The 19373-nt window shown below is 44.4% G+C and carries 13 protein-coding genes; 11 read left to right on the plus strand and 2 right to left on the minus strand.

Annotation, left to right across the window (positions count from 1 at the left end):
- Positions 1 to 4 precede the first annotated feature (4 nt).
- The 7 genes from ACTRXI_RS01160 to ACTRXI_RS01190 all read left to right on the plus strand — a co-directional run bounded on the left by ACTRXI_RS01160 (position 5) and on the right by ACTRXI_RS01190 (position 11637).
- Positions 5 to 1018 (plus strand): FecCD family ABC transporter permease, encoded by a 1014-nt coding sequence (locus ACTRXI_RS01160; RefSeq protein ID WP_474260644.1) that lies wholly within the window; start codon positions 5 to 7, stop codon positions 1016 to 1018.
- The gene (locus tag ACTRXI_RS01165) at positions 1015 to 2052 is read left to right on the plus strand and encodes a FecCD family ABC transporter permease (RefSeq protein WP_474260645.1); all 1038 of its coding nucleotides are present in this window, start codon (positions 1015 to 1017) and stop codon (positions 2050 to 2052) included. Before ACTRXI_RS01160 ends, ACTRXI_RS01165 begins: the two co-directional genes overlap by 4 nt.
- A 13-nt stretch (positions 2053 to 2065) precedes the next feature.
- The gene (locus ACTRXI_RS01170) at positions 2066 to 2884 is read left to right on the plus strand and encodes an ABC transporter ATP-binding protein (RefSeq protein WP_474260646.1); all 819 of its coding nucleotides are present in this window, start codon (positions 2066 to 2068) and stop codon (positions 2882 to 2884) included.
- Complete coding sequence (locus tag ACTRXI_RS01175) at positions 2853 to 3551, plus strand: IucA/IucC family C-terminal-domain containing protein (protein WP_474260647.1); 699 nt, start codon at positions 2853 to 2855, stop codon at positions 3549 to 3551. The genes ACTRXI_RS01170 and ACTRXI_RS01175 overlap by 32 nt, the downstream gene beginning before the upstream one ends.
- Positions 3552 to 3805: 254 nt before the next feature.
- A complete protein-coding gene (locus ACTRXI_RS01180) occupies positions 3806 to 6322 on the plus strand; it encodes a GH39 family glycosyl hydrolase (RefSeq protein ID WP_474260648.1) in 2517 nt (838 codons plus the stop codon).
- A 167-nt stretch (positions 6323 to 6489) separates the two neighbouring features.
- Positions 6490 to 9267, plus strand: a complete 2778-nt coding sequence (locus ACTRXI_RS01185; protein WP_474260649.1) for a beta-glucosidase — start codon at positions 6490 to 6492, stop codon at positions 9265 to 9267.
- A gap of 27 nt (positions 9268 to 9294) precedes the next feature.
- Positions 9295 to 11637, plus strand: a complete 2343-nt coding sequence (locus ACTRXI_RS01190) for a beta-glucosidase (RefSeq protein WP_474260650.1) — start codon at positions 9295 to 9297, stop codon at positions 11635 to 11637.
- Between the two features lie 552 nt (positions 11638 to 12189).
- On the opposite strand, the gene ACTRXI_RS01195 is transcribed toward ACTRXI_RS01190, so the two are convergent.
- Positions 12190 to 13446 carry a cytochrome P450 family protein gene (locus tag ACTRXI_RS01195; protein ID WP_474260651.1) on the minus strand — a complete coding sequence of 419 codons (1257 nt, stop codon included), beginning with the start codon at positions 13444 to 13446 and terminating at the stop codon, positions 12190 to 12192.
- A gap of 178 nt (positions 13447 to 13624) precedes the next feature.
- On the opposite strand from ACTRXI_RS01195, the gene ACTRXI_RS01200 reads away from it, so the two are divergent.
- A complete protein-coding gene (locus ACTRXI_RS01200) occupies positions 13625 to 14200 on the plus strand; it encodes a TetR/AcrR family transcriptional regulator (protein ID WP_474260652.1) in 576 nt (191 codons plus the stop codon).
- 150 nt (positions 14201 to 14350) lie between these two features.
- On the opposite strand, the gene ACTRXI_RS01205 is transcribed toward ACTRXI_RS01200, so the two are convergent.
- Positions 14351 to 14647, minus strand: coding sequence for a hypothetical protein (locus ACTRXI_RS01205; protein WP_474260653.1), 297 nt, complete (start codon positions 14645 to 14647; stop codon positions 14351 to 14353).
- A 345-nt stretch (positions 14648 to 14992) separates the two neighbouring features.
- On the opposite strand from ACTRXI_RS01205, the gene fadX reads away from it, so the two are divergent.
- Genes fadX through fadE form a run of 3 tightly spaced genes read left to right on the plus strand, consistent with a single transcriptional unit; the run spans position 14993 to position 19355 of the window.
- Complete coding sequence (gene fadX, locus ACTRXI_RS01210; RefSeq protein WP_474260654.1) at positions 14993 to 16591, plus strand: fatty acid degradation protein FadX; 1599 nt, start codon at positions 14993 to 14995, stop codon at positions 16589 to 16591.
- Positions 16581 to 18104 carry a long-chain-fatty-acid--CoA ligase FadD gene (gene fadD / locus ACTRXI_RS01215; protein WP_474260655.1) on the plus strand — a complete coding sequence of 508 codons (1524 nt, stop codon included), beginning with the start codon at positions 16581 to 16583 and terminating at the stop codon, positions 18102 to 18104. The genes fadX and fadD overlap by 11 nt, the downstream gene beginning before the upstream one ends.
- Positions 18105 to 18149: 45 nt before the next feature.
- The gene (fadE, locus tag ACTRXI_RS01220; protein WP_474260656.1) at positions 18150 to 19355 is read left to right on the plus strand and encodes an acyl-CoA dehydrogenase FadE; all 1206 of its coding nucleotides are present in this window, start codon (positions 18150 to 18152) and stop codon (positions 19353 to 19355) included.
- Positions 19356 to 19373: the final 18 nt, after the last annotated feature.

The following is a 19373-nucleotide window of genomic DNA, read 5'->3' on the forward strand; positions in this document are numbered from 1 at the left end:
ATTTATGAAGAACCGAGTAGCACAGCAAAGGAAAAGGGACTTGACCCTTTTCCTGATCTTATTCTTATTTCTGCTTTCCTTTATCTCTAGTCTCTTGTTTGGGCAGACGCCCATTACAGCTGGGGAAGTATGGAAATCTTTTTCAGCGTTTAACGACGAAGCGACGAGCCACATTGTGGTGCAATCGGACCGGCTGCCGCGTGCTGTTATCGCTACAGTGGTAGGTGCGAGTCTTGCGGTGGCGGGTACGCTGATGCAGGCACTGACCAAAAACCCGATGGCATCCCCAAGCATTTTTGGCATCAACCAGGGGGCTATTTTTTTTGTAGTCATCGGTATAGTGTATTTATCGTTATCGTCGCTCGTCTCTTTAATGGGCATGGCCTTTCTCGGAGCAGCGGTGGCTGCAGCCGTGGTTTATTTTCTCGGATCACTTGGCCGGGACGGATTGACGCCGGTGAAAATTGTGCTCGCCGGAGCGGCGATCAGTGCGTTATTCCAGTCATACACGCAGGGAATTTTGGTGCTTGATGAGGCAGGGCTGCAGGATGTCATGTTCTGGCTCGCCGGGTCGGTAAGCGGAAGGACCATGGAAATGCTGCTGCCTGTACTCCCGTTTATGATGGCGGCTATGGCGGCAGCGATGTTTCTTGGGAGAGCAATCAATTTATTCATTACCGGCGACGATATTGCCAAAGGCATGGGGCAGAAAACCATTCTGTTAAAAGCAGTCATTGGTGTTATTGTCGTGCTGTTAGCCGGGAGTTCTGTCGCGGTAGTGGGTTCGGTAGGATTTATTGGGCTGGTGATTCCGCATGTCGCCAGGTATTTTGTTGGTCACGATTATCGCTGGGTCCTGCCATTTTCAGCAATGCTGGGAGCAGTACTGCTCGTCTCGGCTGATGTGCTTGCCCGGCTTGTGATCATGCCGCAGGAAGTACCGATTGGCGTAATGACAGCGCTTGTCGGAGGGCCATTCTTTATCTATATCGCAAGAAGAGGGGTGTCAAATTTATGAACCGGCATACGACATGGCGCACCCGCTTCTTTTCGTTACAAATGCATAAGAGAGCGATGTGGAGAATGGGGATGCTTGCACTGGCGGTTCTGGTCGCCTGCGTGCTCGGCCCGTCTTTAGGAAATACGATGCTTAGCCCCGTTACAGTCGTGGAAACGATGATGGGCAATGGCAGCGGTGCAAATGAATTTATCGTCAACAACTCCCGGGTGCCGCGAACGCTGACAGCGCTTCTGACGGGCGGAGCGCTTGGTGTATCAGGTCTGCTGCTGCAGGGAGTAGTCCGCAATCCGCTGGCCGCTCCCGATATTGTTGGAGTGACTGGAGGAGCCTCTGTAGCTGCCGTTGCGTTTATGACGTTTGGTGCCGGGGTGATCAGTATCCAATGGATCCCCCTTGCTGCCATTAGTGGAGCGCTCCTCGTATCTTCGCTGATTTACGCGCTGGCCTGGAAAAAAGGAGTCTCTCCGATCCGGCTGATTTTGATAGGGATTGGAATTTCAGCCATTATGAGTGCCGGAGTGACTTTCATGATTATTGTAAGCTCCGCTGTTACGGCAACAGACGCCTATGTCTGGCTAACGGGCAGCATATATGGAGCGTCATGGAGCGATATATTTACCATCGCTCCTGTTCTCATCCTGGGTCTGCCACTCGCTGTTTTTTTCTCCAGGAGTCTGAATGCCCAGCAGCTTGGCGATGACACTTCCGCTGGTCTGGGAGTAAGGATTCAGGTGGACAGGGTGGGAGTCGTTTTCCTGAGCGTCGTTTTAGCGGGAACGGCGGTAGCCGTGGCGGGGGCCATTGGTTTTATTGGGTTGATTGCCCCTCACATTGCAAAAGCGCTTATCGGCCGCTCCTACGGGGCACTGGTTCCGGCTTCTGCCTGCACCGGGGCGTTGCTGCTTTTTTCTGCGGATCTTATAGCCCGTACGGTTTTTTATCCGGTAAATGTACCGGCTGGCGTATTCACAGCCGCCATTGGCGCTCCTTTCTTTCTATACTTGTTGTTTCAAAACCGCAACCACTTTTAAGGGGGTAAAGCAGATGACTGTTGAAGCGAAAAATTTAACCTTCTCCTACGAGAAAGAAACCGTCCTCCAGGACTTATCCATTCGTGTGCCAAAAGGAGAAATTACTGTGTTTATTGGCGCGAACGGATGCGGCAAATCCACCCTTTTGCGAACGATGGCAAGGCTGATTCAGCCTGAAAAGGGAGCAGTTCTGTTAAATGGAAAGGGTATTTCTAAATTAAAAACGAAAGACATAGCTAAACAATTATCGATTCTCCCACAGGGCCCCACCGCACCGGAGGGGCTTACGGTGGAACAGCTTGTGAAACAGGGACGGTATCCGCATCAATCATGGTTAAAACAATGGTCGCCTGAAGATGAAAAAATGATGGAAAACGCTATGCAGGCAGCAGCAGTGACATCCTTTCGTGATACTCCGGTGGATGATCTATCCGGCGGCCAGCGCCAGCGCGCCTGGATAGCAATGACCTTGGCCCAGGGAGCGGACACTTTGCTGCTTGATGAGCCAACCACTTATCTCGATATGGCCCATCAGATCGATGTTCTCGATCTTTTGTATGAGCTGAATGAACAGGAGGGACGTACTATCGTGATGGTGCTGCATGATATCAATCTGGCCTGCAGGTATGCCGATCATCTTGTAGCACTGCAGGGGAAATCCGTGTTTGCCCAGGGGCGCCCCGGCGATATTGTTACCAAAGAAATGGTCAGGCATGTCTTTCACATGAATTGTTATATAGCGGAAGACCCAGTATTTCATACGCCGATGGTAATACCATACGGAAAAGGGAGGCAGCCGTATGGCACCATCGCCGCAGCCGATTCAGAATGAAATCATTTTCGGGGCAGAGCTGATGAAAGAGGAGGCCGCTCGGTCGTATCTCGAAGACGTAATGACTGCAATCAACGCTCCCTCAAGGATGGTGGCTGCTTCCCAGTTTTCGAAAAGGTACGCCCGTTTTGTTACTGAGCCTGCCTTTAGGGCGTTAACGATAGACGAAAAGATGCTCGACCTCTCTCCAGAAAACAGCGTTCTTCGTACAGATTTCTCCAGGGATAAATGGACCCCGGAGTTTCACATACTGGAGACCTCCGGCCATGCGGGAGGCAGTTATCAGGAGAAACGAGCGAGGCTGACAAAGCAGGTCTTTGCCGGGCATCTGCAGCCGGTCTGGAAGCTCCTTTCTCATATTTCAAGCCTGCCGATGCCGATATTATGGGAAAATACGGCTGTTCGTTTATTTTCGCTGTACGAAAAGAAACTGCGAACATCAGCCTCTCTTTCAGAGCTTCAGCGGATGGATGAGGATCTGCATTATCTCGTTTATGAAGCGCCTGGGGAACTATTTGGAGAAACGAACAATCCGTTACAGCTTTTCCATCAAAAGCTTCAGAAAAACAAAGAAGGCGGGTGGTTCCGGGAGCGCAGGACGTGCTGTTTTAACTATGCGGTGAACAACTGCGGCAGCTACTGTGCCGCTTGTCCGAAAAAACCATAGGCCTGGCAAAGTCCTTTCTCCTTTTATGCTGGATGCTCTGGCTGCAGAAAAGATTGTCTCATAGAAATGCAGGTGTGAAGCTTAAGAACCCGGTTTTAAGGATCGTCAACCAGTGGAGGGGGCAACCGAAAACCGGGTCTTTTTCTAACTTGCATTAACAATTTAAATTATAAAAGAATTGACAATTAAAGCTTGAAATTGCAAACTACAACAAATGTTATGAGACAAAGCGGTTCTCTGTTGGAGGTAGAAAAGTGTATACATATGAATCGATTAATTACCAAAGTAACCTGCCAATAAATATATTTGCACAGACTATTGAACGTTATCCCTATCACTGGCATGAGGATCCTGAGCTACTGTTCGTGCTCGAAGGGTCGCTGGAAATAAGAATAAATGAAAAAACCTACAATCTGAACGCCGGAGATTTGTTTTTTATCAACAGTAATGAACTACACTTTCTTCATTCAGTCGACCAAAGCAAAAAGCCGCACATACTAGTGTTGCAGATCAATAGTAATTACATGAAACAAAGAGGCATCAATGTAGAAGAACAACAATTTTTTCTTGATGGCTATCATGCATCTTCAGGCGAAGACGTTCATGTGCAACGCTTGAAACAGCTGTTAGCTTTCATTTTAGACTTACTGATAAACCAAAAGGCCAGCTCTATTTTAAAAATCGAAAATTTTGTTCTGGAAATAATAATTATATTAAGAGAAAATTTCGAATATTCATATCAAAAATCCGACGAGCAATTGTTAGAGGACAATAGACTGTTTGAAATAATGAAATATATGAATAACCATTACGCCAATAGTTCTTTAAGCATCGAAGAAATAGCCAGTGAGTTTTCATTAAGCCCGCAGCATGTCTCAAGATATTTCAAGCTGAAGGCAGGGACTTCCCTAAAAACGAAACTGGATACGATACGGATGGAGAAATCACTATTTGCACTGCAGACAACAAATAAAGCTGTAACAGAAATCGCGCTGGAATTCGGCTTTCCTGATACTAAATCCTATTACAGGGTATTCAGAAAGCATATGCAGATGGCTCCCGGTCAGTATCGCAGAAAGTACCAATTCAGCATAGATTACAGCATCCCGAGGGATTATTTAAGCATTAACAGCCGTGAGTCGTTGAAGAAGTTATTTCAATACATGACTATAAAAACTACGCCAGGCCCTGCAGTGCAGGCTGCAAAGGAAAATATTGATTTTTCCCAGCCCGCTAAAGCAATAAATCATTCCTTCACCTCTTTAGCTACCTTTGGCGATGCTGCGCAGGGTTTACGGAAGGATTTTAATGATCAGCTTTACCAGCTCCAGAAGGATATTGGCTTTCGCTACGTAAGGTTTCACAATATCTTTTCGGACCAGCTGGAGGTATACAATGAAAGGCCTGATGGCTCATGGTATGCCAATTTTTCTCATATTGAAGCACTGATTGATCAATTGCTGGCAAATAACATTAAACCGTTTATAGAAATTGGATTTATGCCAGGAGAGCTTGCCGGTAAGTCCTACACCATTTTTGAAGGAAGGACTTCGGTGTCGGCTCCCAAATCCATGGAACGGTGGCTGGAATTGCTGGATTCTTTTATCAGGCATTTATTCAACCGTTACGGCTCAAAAGAAGTAAAGAGCTGGTATTTTGAATTTTGGAATGAACCGGAGGTTGACTATTTCTGGCGTGAATCAAAGGAAGAGTTTTTTTCCTTTTATGCCCAAAGCTACCGGTGTGTTAAAGCAATAGACCCGGATCTTTGCGTTGGCGGCTTCGGAAACATTGACTTTCATGGGAATGCTTCCTGGCTGAACGACTTTCACGAATTTGCCCTCAAGCAGCAGGTAGGCCTCGATTTTTTTTCATTTCATGTCTACAATCTGATGACTAACACGGAGAAGAAAAAAGACAAGCCTGCTAAAAAAGTGGAGAGCTTTAGTACTATTACAGAATTTTTAAGTGAAGTCACTATGATTGGAGAGGAAGATAACTTCTCCGCCTCCATAGATAAAATAATAAACCATACAAAAAAGTACAGCACGCTGAATCAGGAAAAATGGATAACGGAATGGAACGCCAACAGCGATTACGGCGATCCTCTTCATGATACCTGTTACATGGCGGCTTTTATTGTCAAAAATGCCGTGGATAATTTTCAAAAAATAAGCGGGATGGGGTATTGGACCTTCACGGATGTTTTCAGGGAATTCAGCAGAGAGCCCGCTTTGTATCACGGCGGTTTCGGTTTAATGACGTATAATGGGATTAAAAAAGCCAGCTACCATGCTTTTGCTTTTTTGAGTAAGCTGGGGGAGGAGCTTATCACCATAAAAGAGAATATGATTGTGACAAAGTCGGATGACAGGCTTCAAATCCTGCTTTGGAATTACAGCCACCCAAACCGTTTATATAGATCGTTCGATTATTCCCAATTAACTTCCACCAGCCGCTACGGTGTATTTGAAAACAGTGCCGCCCAGTCCCTACAATTAGAATTAAAAGGGCTGCAGGGAAACTATCGGATAAAAAAACATTTTGTTAATCAGAAGCACGGCTCGTCCTATGATGCATGGGTGGAGCTTGGGGCGCCTGAGGTGATTGATCCTGAGCTGAAAAGCTATCTTCAGGTAAAAGCAGAGCCGGGCCTTCGAACAGATTATTTGAATGCTGAAGACCCGTGCTTGCTTCAAACGACGCTGGATGCCCATGAAATTCAATTGATTGAGCTTACAAAAGATCACACTAATTGGAATGAAAAATAAAGAATTTGTATTGTGGAATATACAATTTTGAAAATAGGTTCATATTTGGAAAAGCATTCCTTCTTAAATGGGAATGTTTTTTTTATTAGACCTTTGTATACTAAGTGCAGTTAAGAGATATGTATAAATGTCAGCGCTTACAAATCAAGGGGGGAGGGTTCATAACAATGGACCGGTCAGCATTTAAAGAGAAGGTTAAAGAACAAAAACAAGAAGCAAAAAGGAAAATTAAAGCACTAAGAGAAGAGAAAAAGAAACGAAAACCGCTCTCAAGAGAAGAAAAAAAGGATCTCCGTAGAGACGATAAAACGCAAATAAAGCAATGGAAGAAGGATATTAAAAGCACGGAGGATAAAAAAGAAAGGAAAGCGAAAAAGAAAGGATTTAAAAAATACAAAAAATTGAAGCGTCGTCCTTACATACTGAGCTCTTTATTACTGATTGTTCTATTGATAGGGGGGGGCCTGCTTAACTGGTATTTAAGCGCTACAGCGCCGTTAACCGATGAACAGGCGGAAGCCGCAGACGAATCACGGGAAGTGGCGGAGCAGGTAATGGAGGAAAGCATTGTGATGCTGAAAAATGACGATGTCCTTCCATTGGAAAATAAAAAAATAAACGTGTTTGGAACTGGTTCAGCACGCCCGGTATTCAGCGGAGGCGGGGCCGGGTCCATTGATGACACGAAGGCTGACGGGTTATATACAGCGTTGGACGAGGCAGGAATAAACTATAATTCCACGCTTTATAACGTCTATAACAACTATGAAAAGGAAGAGGAATCTACTACAGAAGATTTCGAACCGTCAGATCCATCACTTATTCAGACCCTTCTTCCAAACGCGGTTGGCTTTTTGCCCTATAATCCGGAGGAAATGCCCGTCTCAGAGCTTCCCGGAGACACACTTGAAGAAGCGGTATCCTATTCTGATACAGCAGTATATACCATTTCGAGAGTAGGGTCTGAAGCGATAGACCTGTCCATCGAAGATACCCGGTTAAGAAAAGAAGAGGAAGAAACCATCGCGACATTAAACGAAAACTTTGAGCATGTCATCATTCTGGCAAATACGTTCAACGCTTTTGAATTTGGGTTTATAGAGGAATACGAAAATATTGACGCTCTCCTTTGGGTGGGGGGACCCGGGCAGTACGGAACACATGCAATTGCACGGGTGTTAAATGGGGAAACCTCTCCGTCCGGAAGACTCCCGGATACGTACGCGTATAACGTCGAAAGCAACCCTGCCGTTGAAAATACCGGAGACTTTGAATATGTAAACGAAAATGGGGAGGAGACCGGCCGGCATTTTGTTAACAATGAGGAAGGCATCTACGTAGGCTACCGGTACTATGAAACCTTTCTGACAGACGAAGAATATGAGGAAACCGTTCAGTTTCCATTCGGCTACGGTCTCTCCTATACAGAGTTTGACTGGAATGTTGAAGCAACGAATTTCACGGATACCGAAATTTCTTTTGACATTAATGTAACGAACACAGGTGACGCAGCCGGCAAAGACGTCGTTCAGGTTTATTTTTCTCCTCCATATAGTGAAGGCGGCCTGGAAAAAGCGGATAAGGAACTGGGAGGCTACGCGAAAACCTCAGAACTGGATCCGGGTGAATCGGAGGTGGTGACTGTCAGCTTTCCGGTAAAGGATATGGCGACTTACGATCACGAGAATGAAGAAGCCTGGGTGCTTGAGGAAGGAAATTACGATCTGAATGTTGCCTCTCATATCCGGGACAGCCAGGACACTTCCACGTTCACAGTGGAAGAAACAAACATTTACGATGAAGACGGCACAACTGGTACACCGATTCAAAATCGTTTCGAGGACGCTGAAGGTGACCTGACGTATTTCTCCCGGGCGAACCCGGGAGAAACCTATCCCGACGGACCTTCGGAAGATGATTTCTTAATTCCGGATATCGTGGAGGAAACCGCCGATTACGAGCATGAAGCCACCACGGAAGAGACGCCTTCGACGAATGTGGATAACGATATTGTGCTCGAGGATCTGCAGGGGCTCGATTATAATGATCCTCTCTGGGAGGACTTCCTCGATCAATTTACCGCCGAGGAAATGATTAAATTAGCAGGTGATGGCGGCTACTGGTCCGTGCCTATCGAACGATTAGGCATTCCGGAAACCTCCATGTACGATGGGCCTTCTACGATTAAAAACTTCTTTGACTCGTGGTCATCGGTTGCTTTTCCGGCCGGCATCAATGTTGGAAGCACATGGAATAAATCGCTGGTGGAAAACATGGGTACGTCGATGGGAGAGGAAGCCAACGCTTTTGATGTGGAAGCGGTATACGCTCCTGCACTTAATATGCACCGCACGCCGCTTGGAGGCAGAAACTTTGAATATTACTCGGAGGATCCGCATCTTGTCGGTGAAACCGGCGCTGCCTATATCAGAGGTCTGGAAAGCACCGATACGACCGCTGTAATGAAGCATTTTGTTGGAAATGACCAGGAAACGAACCGTGCGAGTAACGGATTATATGTATGGGCAAATGAACAGGCTTTGCGGGAAATTTATCTTCGTCCTTTTGAAAAAGCAGTAAAAGAAGGCGAACCCCACGGAGCAATGTCCTCCTTTACAAGAGTTGGGCCTACTTGGTCCGGTGGCAGCCAGGCATTACTGACCGACGTATTGCGCGAGGAGTGGGGATTTGAAGGCTTTGTTATTACCGATGCAGGAATAGGGCCGCAGGGCGAGCACTTTGATGCGTTGCAGGCCATACATGCCGGAAACGACATGATGCTTGCTTTCCCTATCAATCTGCCTATGGCGAATAAATTTGAAGAAGAACTGGCAGAGCACCTGGAGGAAGACGAAACAGAAACGGTGGCAGGGCTTAGAAAAGCAGTCCATAATATCTGCTACTACATTCTTCAAACACAAGAAATGAAAAAAGATGACGAATGATACGAATCCTACAAGGTGGTAAACACAATGCTGAAAAACCAAAAAATTATTGATCAGATGACGCTGGAGGAAAAAGCTTCGCTGATGTCCGGGAAAAACTTTTGGAACACGGAGGACATCGAGAGGTTGAATATTCCTTCGATCATGCTGACAGACGGGCCCCATGGGTTAAGAAAGCAGGGCGGAAAAGCCGATCATTTAGGACTGAATAAAAGCATTCCTTCCACCTGCTTTCCCACCGCTGCCACGCTGGCGAACAGCTGGGATGAAAGCCTGCTGCACGATGTTGGTCATTATATTGGCAGCGAAGCGGTTGGTGAAAATGTAAGTGTCGTTCTTGGGCCTGGTTTAAATATTAAACGAAATCCGCTGGGCGGAAGGAATTTCGAATATTTTTCCGAAGACCCTTTTCTCAGCGGAAAATTAGCCGCAAGCATGACGAGAGGCATCCAGAGTAACGGTATATCTGCGTGTCCTAAGCATTTTGCTGTTAACAGTCAGGAACATTTGAGAATGACAATTGATGAAATCGTCGATGAACGGGCCCTGCATGAAATTTATTTAGAAGGCTTCCGCTTAGCTGTGGAAGAAGGGGAGCCGAAAACGTTGATGAGTGCCTACAATAAAGTAAACGGCGAATATGCCAATGAACATTTGTATCTAATGCAGGAAGTGCTTTATCATCAATGGAACTATGAGGGAGTTGTTGTTACTGACTGGGGAGGTAACAACGACCGCATCAAGGGACTGTTGGCCGGAAATCAGCTTGAAATGCCCTCGACTGGCGGCATCACGGATCAGGAGATCGTGCACGCTATAAAAACGAATGAGCTGGAGGAGCACGTTTTAGACCAAAGCGTGGACCGGCTGCTCACTTTAATCTTTGATACCCGGTCTGTTGATACGAAAAAGGCAGTGGAGATGGAGCACCATCACAAAGCAGCCGTGGAAGCGGCGAAGCGTTCAATGGTTCTGCTTAAAAATGAACAGGATATTCTACCGCTGCAAAGCGGACAGACGATCGCAGTTATCGGTGATTTTGCAGATGTGCCAAGGTATCAGGGCGCGGGAAGCTCACTAGTTCAGCCGACCAGTTTACCCAGTCCGTGGGAAGCCCTGCAAAAAACATCATTAACTCTTTCAGGCTATGCGAAGGGATTTAAGAGGTTTGGGGGGAGCAGCACAAAATTGAAGCAGGAAGCCGCTTCGCTTGCCAGAGAATCAGACATTGTTCTGCTCTTTCTCGGTTTAGATGAAGGAAGTGAAGCGGAAGGCATAGACAGGTCAGATATGAAGCTTGGAAATAATCAGTTAGAGCTGGTGGACGAGCTGACGAATATTCATGATAACGTGATTGTGATTCTTTCGGGCGGATCTATAGTGGAAATGCCGTTTGCCTCAAATGTTCAGGGAATTATCCATACGTACCTTGGGGGGCAGGGCATGGGAGAAGCTTTGGGTGACGTTCTGGAGGGTAGCTGCAATCCAGGTGGAAAACTGGCGGAAACGTATCCTGTTCATTACAGCGATGTCCCTTCAGCTCCGTACTATCCTGGACGGGAAGCAACCGCTGAGCATAGAGAGAGCATTTACGTTGGTTACCGTTATTTTGATACTAAAGAAATTCCTGTTCTTTTCCCATTTGGGTATGGGCTGTCCTACACTAGTTTTGAATACAGCCAAATGCATGTCAGCAGCACACATATTTCGTTGACGATAAAAAATACAGGCTCCCGGGCGGGGGAAGAAATTGCCCAGCTTTACGTTGAACCATTGGATTCACACATCTTTCGGGCCCGAAAAGAACTGAAAGGGTTTGTGAAGGTGCATTTAGAGCCCGGAGAGGCCAAAGAAGTAACGATTCCGTTTACTGAAGATCAAGCCGCCTACTATAACACAGCCATTCAGGCGTGGTCCCTGGAAAGCGGCAGGTATACACTGAATATTGGAAGTTCTATTCAGGATATAAGGTTGTCCCATACGATAACGATTGAAGGGGACGATCACGCTTCGCCCTATAATAAAGAGAGGCTGCCCTCGTACTATAGAGCAGATGTGCATCGTATAAGGGACGAAGAATTTCATGCTCTTTTAGGCCACACGCCGCCTGCTTTCAAATGGAACAGAAAGAAAAACCTGGACCATAACGACACGCTTGCCCAAATGAAGTATAAAAAAGGATTAGGGCAACTGATATATCTTTTAATTGTGTCGATAAAAAAAGGATTAATGGCTGCGAATAAGCCCTTACAGGCGAACAACACTATGTTTATCATGAATATGACCTTCCGGCAGATCCCCCGGTTTACAAGCGGCAAAATCAGCAAAAAAACGGTCAGCCGTGTGTTAAAAATTATTAATTTAGGATAATAGCCAGGCGAAGTTACGTTGCTGCTTTATTCAATATTTTTCTTAATGAATACACGACATCCCTCCAGATCAGCCCTTACGGCTGGTCTTTTTCTTGGCTGTTTTAGGAAAGTATTGCCTGCTGTTTTGAATGAAAAATTTGAGCTGCCTGGATGATTATGAACATGGTAATAAGGGAATTTAAGAAGGAGAGAATTTTAACCGCGGGTGGCGTAGAAACATCAATCTGTAAAGACCGTTAAAGTGCGCCATAGCAAGAATTTATAAAGGTGGAGAGTATACTAATGTTTTCGCTGACAGCTCTGGATATTTCAAGAACAATGTTAATAACCAGTCTTATTTCTGCCCATGTATTTGGGTTTCTGTTTGTCGTCTATATTTCCAGTCCATTTACTAAAAATACTTTCCGTAAGAAGAAAAAATAGATTCTTTTGGAAGATCGAATGCTTTGCCTCACCAAGTAATTGGGCAAAAAAAAACGTGAATCAAATGATCCACGAAAAAACAATGTGTTTTTTAATTTTTTAACTGGTGAAAGCCTGCCTGCTCTAATTAAAAAGTAACCGGCAGTGAATCCAGTCCCTGAGAGGATAAAGCATAGTTCCATTCCACCTCGTCCCGGGAGTATTTCAACTGAAGGTTCGGCATTCGCCGGAACAGATTTGAAAATGCCACCTCCCCTTCCACCCGGGCAAGCGGGGCGCCCAAACACATGTGAAGTCCCTGTCCGAAGGCCAGATGGCGATCAATGCTGCGTTCGATTTCCAGATCCTCCGCTTCAATAAATTTTTCTTCGTCCCGGTTGGCCGCTTTAACGATAATCAGGATCATGTCCCCCTTAGCGATCTGCTGTCCGGCAATTTCCGTATCCTGCGTGGCATAGCGTGGTCCGACGCTCGTGGACGGCCCGTTAAACCGCAGTAATTCTTCGACGGCTGCAGGCACCAAGCCAGGGTCTTCTTTGACTTTCTCCAGCTCTTCCGGACGATCCAGCAGCTCCATTGTGCCGGTCGCAATTAAATTGGACGTAGTTTCATGGCCGGCAAAAATCAGCAGCGTGATCATCGAAATTAATTCCGATTCACTGAGACGGTCTTCCTCCTCTTCAATGGAAACTAATTTGCTAATTAAATCATCTGTGGGATGCTTCCGCTTGCTGTCCACCAGCTGCTTTGTATATTCGCCAAATTGGTTCAGGTGTTCTGCCACTTCCGGATCCTGCCTTCCCCATCCGAGGCCTTTGGCTATAGCTGAAGACCACATTTGAAGCATTTCCCGGTCTGTCTCCGGAACTCCAAGCATTTCAGAGATGACGTTGATCGGTAAAGGATAGGCATAGTCTTTAACAAGATCCATTTCCCCCTCGGACTCGACTTTATCAAGCAGTTCGTCTGAAATCTCCTGAACACGCGGACGCAGGCTTTCCATGTATTTTGGTGTGAAGGCTTTAGACACTAAGGTGCGCAGGCGACGGTGATCGAACCCGTCCACAAAAAGCATGGATTTTCCTGTAAAAAACGTCTCCGGAGAACTGGAGTCTTCGGTAACGGAAAGATTCTCCCGGACTCCTTCCGCCTCAATCGAAGCAGGATCGACCGTAAAGCCTTTTTTATCTTTAAGCACCTGCACGGCTTCGTCCATCCGGGTGACCATCCACGCATTATGATCCTCGCTTCCCATTGGATGCGGAATAGGGAGCACTGGACCTTTCGCTCTTGCTTCGGCAAAAGCAGCAAAAGGGTCCTCCGAGCTTCTGCCGCTGAGTATACTTAACACTCTTGTCTGTACTGATTCATCGGATTGACCCAAAATGATCTTCCTTTCATGAGCGCGTTATTTAGCAGGATAGATTTCTTCCTGCGAATCAAGTATACTAACAATGTGTTTGATAATGAACATATTGTTCGATAGCATTTTTTATATAACGAACATCTTCAAGGATGTATGTTCGTTAGTCATGAAAATGTCACATTTAGCAGGGAGACATATGAAATCCATTTCTAAAACCGACCGGAGAGTCAAGTATACAAAAATGGCTCTTAAACATAGTTTATTCGAATTAATGCGAAAAAAACCCGTCAGTGCCATCACAGTCACGGAGCTTTGTAAGAATGCAGATATTAACCGGAACACCTTTTACGCTCATTACGAATCGCCCAGTGCTCTGCTTTCGAGTATTGAGGCGGAGTTCACCCAGACCTTTATTAACAAAGTCGAGCATTCCCTGGACAGTCATCAATACAACAATCTCATGTACAGGCTGTGTGCCTACCTCGAACAAAATCGGGATGCCTGCAAGGTGCTTGTCGTTTTGCAGAACAGCCAGGAGAATGTATTTACGCGCATCCATGATTACTTTCGTCCGCGTATCACAGAAAAGTGGGCCCAGGAAAGCTCCCTGGACCACTCAAAAATAGAATTATTTTATGTATTCATTGCAGGGGGAAGCGCCTCACTCATCGAGGAGTGGGTCCAATCCGATTTTCAAAAAAACCCGGAGGATATCGCCAAAATGATAGAAGAGATCTTAATCACATTAAACAAGCATATGCTAAAAAATTAGCATATGCTTGTTTATGCTTCAGGAAAGAGAATCTTTGCATATAAATAAACTACTAATAATCTCATAAATATATACTCTTTTTTATGCGAACGAAAGGAACAATTTTTGAAACAGGCCCTTCTTTATTCTATGTGCAGATTAATGAATAAGCTATACAGAGTTGTTTTTAATTATATTAATTATCCTGGAGGCGTTTTCTTTAATTTCTTTCAGGTCATTTTTGTATAGCACGCTCCCCACACTGATTGCTGCTGCTCCCTGTTCAATCCACTCTTTAGTATTTTTTTCTGTTACACCACCTGAAGGCATAAGAACGGACTGAGGAAGAGGCCCGTGAATTGATTTTATAAAAGAAGGAGCCACAGTGTTTCCGGGAAAAATCTTTGTAATATCTTGCCCGTACTTCATTGTAGTAATTATTTCGCTTACAGTAAGTATAACATTCACTTAGTTATAGGCGCCGTGAGTTTCCTGTTATTGTCCACCTGTGAAACCGACTAAGAAACGGAGACCAATACCTCCAAAGAAACAAGCAGCCAGAATCCGTGGCTTTCTATGACGACTTGGACGAAGAGCAGGGAAATGTACCGAAAGGAACTATCACCACCACGACGCGAGAAACATGCTTATACCTCGTAGGACATCCTTGATTTGTACATTTCCATTACTATATGAAAGCGTTTACTTTTTTTGTATACAATGATAAAATTACACTTGTAAGATAAAGGTAAATAAGGGGGTATATATATATGGTGAAATTTTAGCAGAATAAATACATATGGAGGTTAAGACATGGATATTATTTCTTACAAGGATTTAAAAAACATTGTTAACACTGGAGATACTATTTCCATCGCAGCCTTATCTGTCGGAAATTTACCAGCAGAAATATTGAAAAATATAGTTGATGAGTACGATGATACTGGAGGTCCGGATAATCTTACTTTTATTATCGCAAATGATATAAGTGATTACGAGGACGGAATTGATCTTGATGCTTTCGTTAAGCGGGGCATGGTCAGTAGGTTAATAACGAGTTTGCTTACAGCTTCACCAGCTACTATTGATGCGATTAAAAATAATGCAATTGAGACGTACTTTTTACCCCAGGGGATTCTCGCAGTACAATATCGAAACCAATCCTTTTCTTCGCCCGGTATGATTACAAAAATAGGTTTAAATACAAGCGTCGACCCTAGAAACTCGGGCGGAAAAGCGAATGATATGACGACCGGGGATTTAGTTTCTGTATTAGAAATCAAGGGAGAAAAATATTTACATTATGACTTTCCTGGCATTAATGTAGCCCTTTTACGTGGAACTTATGCTGACGAAAAAGGGAATATTTTTATGACTCATGAGTCCCATTTAGGAGAAGGATATAGTGTAGCGGCTGCAACCCATAAAAATGGTGGTAAGGTGATTGTTCAGGTTAAAGAAATTGTTCCAGGCGGCAGTTTTCCGCCCCAAGACGTGTTTATACCCGGTGAACTTGTGGATTACGTTGTTATAAATGAAAACCCCAACTATCATAAGCAGGTGATGCAGGCTTATTATGACCCTGCTTTATCAGGCCACTACCGGGTGAGTGAGATACAGGAGCGACCTATGAAGCTTAGCTCCCGTAAAATTATTTTAAGACGGGCTGCCCAGTTTTTAAGCGAAGGGGATGTAGTCAGTATTGGTTTTGGTATAAATAATGAGCTGCCAAATGTATTGATAGAAGAACAAGCGGAGGATTTGGTTCAGCTTAATATTGATACCGGCATATTCGGAGGAATTATCGGCAGCAAGGACCGCTTTGGAATGAACTATAACCTGGATGCGAGAATGCGTCATGAGCTGACATGGGATTTTATATACAATGGCGGCCATGATATAGCCTATCTCAGTTTTGCGGAAATCGATCGGTTTGGAAATGTAAATGTCTCCTGTTTTGGTAATAAAATAAGTGGAAGTGGCGGGTTTATAGACATAAGTCAAACTGTGAAGACGATTATTTTTTCGGGGACCCTGGTTGCGGGCAGCCAATCTTCTTGTGAAAATAACCAGTTGATCATTGAGGAAGAAGGTCACTCGCATAAATTTGTAAATACTGTACAAAGTATGGATTTCAACGCAGCATATTCGAGAGAACTGAATCAACAGGTTTTTTATGTGACTGAACGTGCTGTATTCCAATTGGTGAATGAAGGCTTAAAATTAATTGAAATCAGTCCGGGGTTAGATTTGCAAAAGGATGTTCTATCAAAGATGGATTTTGATCCTATTATTTCTGACGAGTTGAAAATTACGAACCAAACTATTTATCAAAATGATTGGGGGGAATTGAAGCAATCGATCCAACGTCGGAATCATATTGATAAAGGAGAAGATAAATATGAATTATGATTGGATTAAAACAAGATCAGATTTTGACAGAGTAAAAGCAGCGGTTATTGATCCGGGCAAAGGTACGGAATGGTCGTATCAGGATTTAAACATCCGTGCAGAGAATCTAGCGAATTATTTGCAGGATCAGGGAGTAAAAAGCGGGGATGTAATCGGTATATTCGCACCAAATGATGTTGCGATACTGGATGTGCTGTTCGCCTCCTTTAAACTGGGTGCCGTTTTCCTTCCTATTAATTGGCGGCTGAAATCTGTAGAGATTGAAAGCATTATTTCGGATTCTAATGCCAGACTGATTTTTTACGCCTCCAATCATCTGGAGTCCCTGAGAGGAATCCCCCAGGAGCTAATCCATATGGATGTCGATTCGTCGGAATATGATGACATTGTTAACCCTGACAGCCACCGCCCATTTAAAAGTGTCGATGTAGAAAGCGACGACCTTGCATCTTTAATATATACGAGCGGGACAACAGGATTACCAAAAGGGGTTATGTTCACCTACGAGTCGTTTGTTAATAACATGATCAATACCGCATTGACGTATAAAACACATGCCGGTTACACAACGATTGTATCTACTCCAATGTTTCATGTACTGGGATTTAATGATTTGTCGCTTCCGTTATTAATGGCTGGCGGAACATTGATTCTGCATCGCTATTTTGACGGGAAGGAATTAAATGATCTGATGGTAAAATACCAGCCCGATTATTTAATGCTTATACCAACTATGTATTACGGGATGCTGGCAGCTGGCAATCTTGATATTCAAGGCTTCAAAAATATTGAGTTCTTAATACAGGGTGGCTCTTCACCGCTTCCAGCTGTACAGAAAAAATTTGAAAGTATGGGGTACACATTAGTCAATGGCTACGGTTTAACTGAAGCTCCACTTGTTATGGTTAATACACCTCATAATGCAATGAAAAAACCAATGAGTATTGGCAAACCTGTCATGTATATGAATGTGCGTCTGCTGGATGAAAATCATAACGATGTTGAAACTGGTGAAATTGGGGAATTGGCCATCCACGGTAAAAACGTTACACCAGGCTATTGGAACAAGCCGGAAGAAACAGAAAAATCATTTGCAGGCAGGTATTTCTTAACAGGCGATTTAGCCAGGCAGGATGAAGACGGAGATATCTTTATCATTAACCGGAAAAAGGAACTCATTATTACCGGTGGTGAAAATGTTCTGCCTTCCGAAGTAGAAGGTGTATTATCAGAGCACCCGCTGGTCAGACAAACGGTGGTGGTGGGATATGAAAGTCCGGAATTTGGAGAATCTGTTTCTGCTGTAGTGCAATTGAAGGAGGACGATCCGGATTTCGAAGCTAAACTGGACAAACATGTGAGAGAGCACCTGGCAGGCTACAAAATACCGCGAATGTATTTGAAAATTAAAGATATACCATTAAACTCTACCGCGAAACCTGACAGATTAGAATTACAAAAAATGGCGAATCAAAAAGCACAGGAGGAAAATCAAGAAAACGAATTACTTTAAGCGACTTTTTTGAAAGCGCTATCAGAATATACTGGAGGCTATACTATGGCTGAAAAACAAGCACTGATAAAAGAATTATATCCTGAAGATTTATTAAATATTTCTAAAGAATTAACTGAAGGAGAAGTACAGTTTTTAAAACAACTCAATGATCTGCTCGAAGAAAAATACCGGGATTCAATTAATGATCACTGGGCTAATGCAACAGTGCCTGAAGACTTTTTTAATGATATGGGTAAATTGAATTATTTCAATAACCCATTGCTGTTTGAAGGGCGGGAGGGCGAACGGACGGCGAGTCAGCTGTTTCAGTTTTTCATGCTATATACAGTGGCAAGGTTTGATGTTTCCTTAGTTACTTTGATGGGCGTGCATCAAGGTTTAGGACACAATGCGTTCCTGTTTGGCGGAAGTAAAGAACAAGTGGCGTACTATGTGCCCAAATTACAATCTCACGAACTGAGGACCTGCTTTGCTTTAACCGAGCCTGAACATGGATCGGATGTAGCTGGAGGTTTAGCAACGACGGCGAAGCGTGAGGGTGATAAATGGGTAATAAACGGTGTAAAAAAATGGATAGGCGGTGCCGCTCTTTCGGATGTCATACCAGTTTTTGCTACAGATGTGGAGACAGGTAAACCAAAGGGATTTATCATTAAGCCTGACCAGGATGGCGTAGATATAGATATCATTGAAAATAAAATCGCTTTAAGAATTGTACCAAATGCTAATATTCACTTAAACAATGTTGTCGTCCAAGAAGAAGAGAGGCTGCAAAATATTAACGGCTTCAAAGACATTGCGAAAGTGCTGTACTCCACACGTGCTGGTGTGGCCCATATGGCGACAGGAGCGATAGCCGGGACCCTGCGGGCAACTCTGGATTATGTGACCGAACGTAAACAATTCGGCAAAGAACTTAGCAAATACCAGTTAATTCAGGAGAAGCTGGCAATGATACAGGGAAACCTATCTCATGCAATGAGCCTGTCTGCACAGCTCGCCCGGATGCAGGGGAACGGGGAATATGATGAAGTGGCAACCTCAACCGCAAAAATGATGAACGCCTTAAGGTTAAGGGAATCTGTTGCAATGGGACGGGGCATTACAGGAGGCAACGGTATTCTTGCCGAATATGATATCGCGAGATTCTTCTCTGATGCCGAAGCCATTTACACCTACGAGGGAACTCATGAAATTAATGCCTTAGTTATTGGCAGAGCATTAACAGGAGACTCTGCATTTATCTGATTGCAGGGAATGGCTAAA

The organism is Marinococcus sp. LNHM4E3-1, assembly GCF_056034405.1.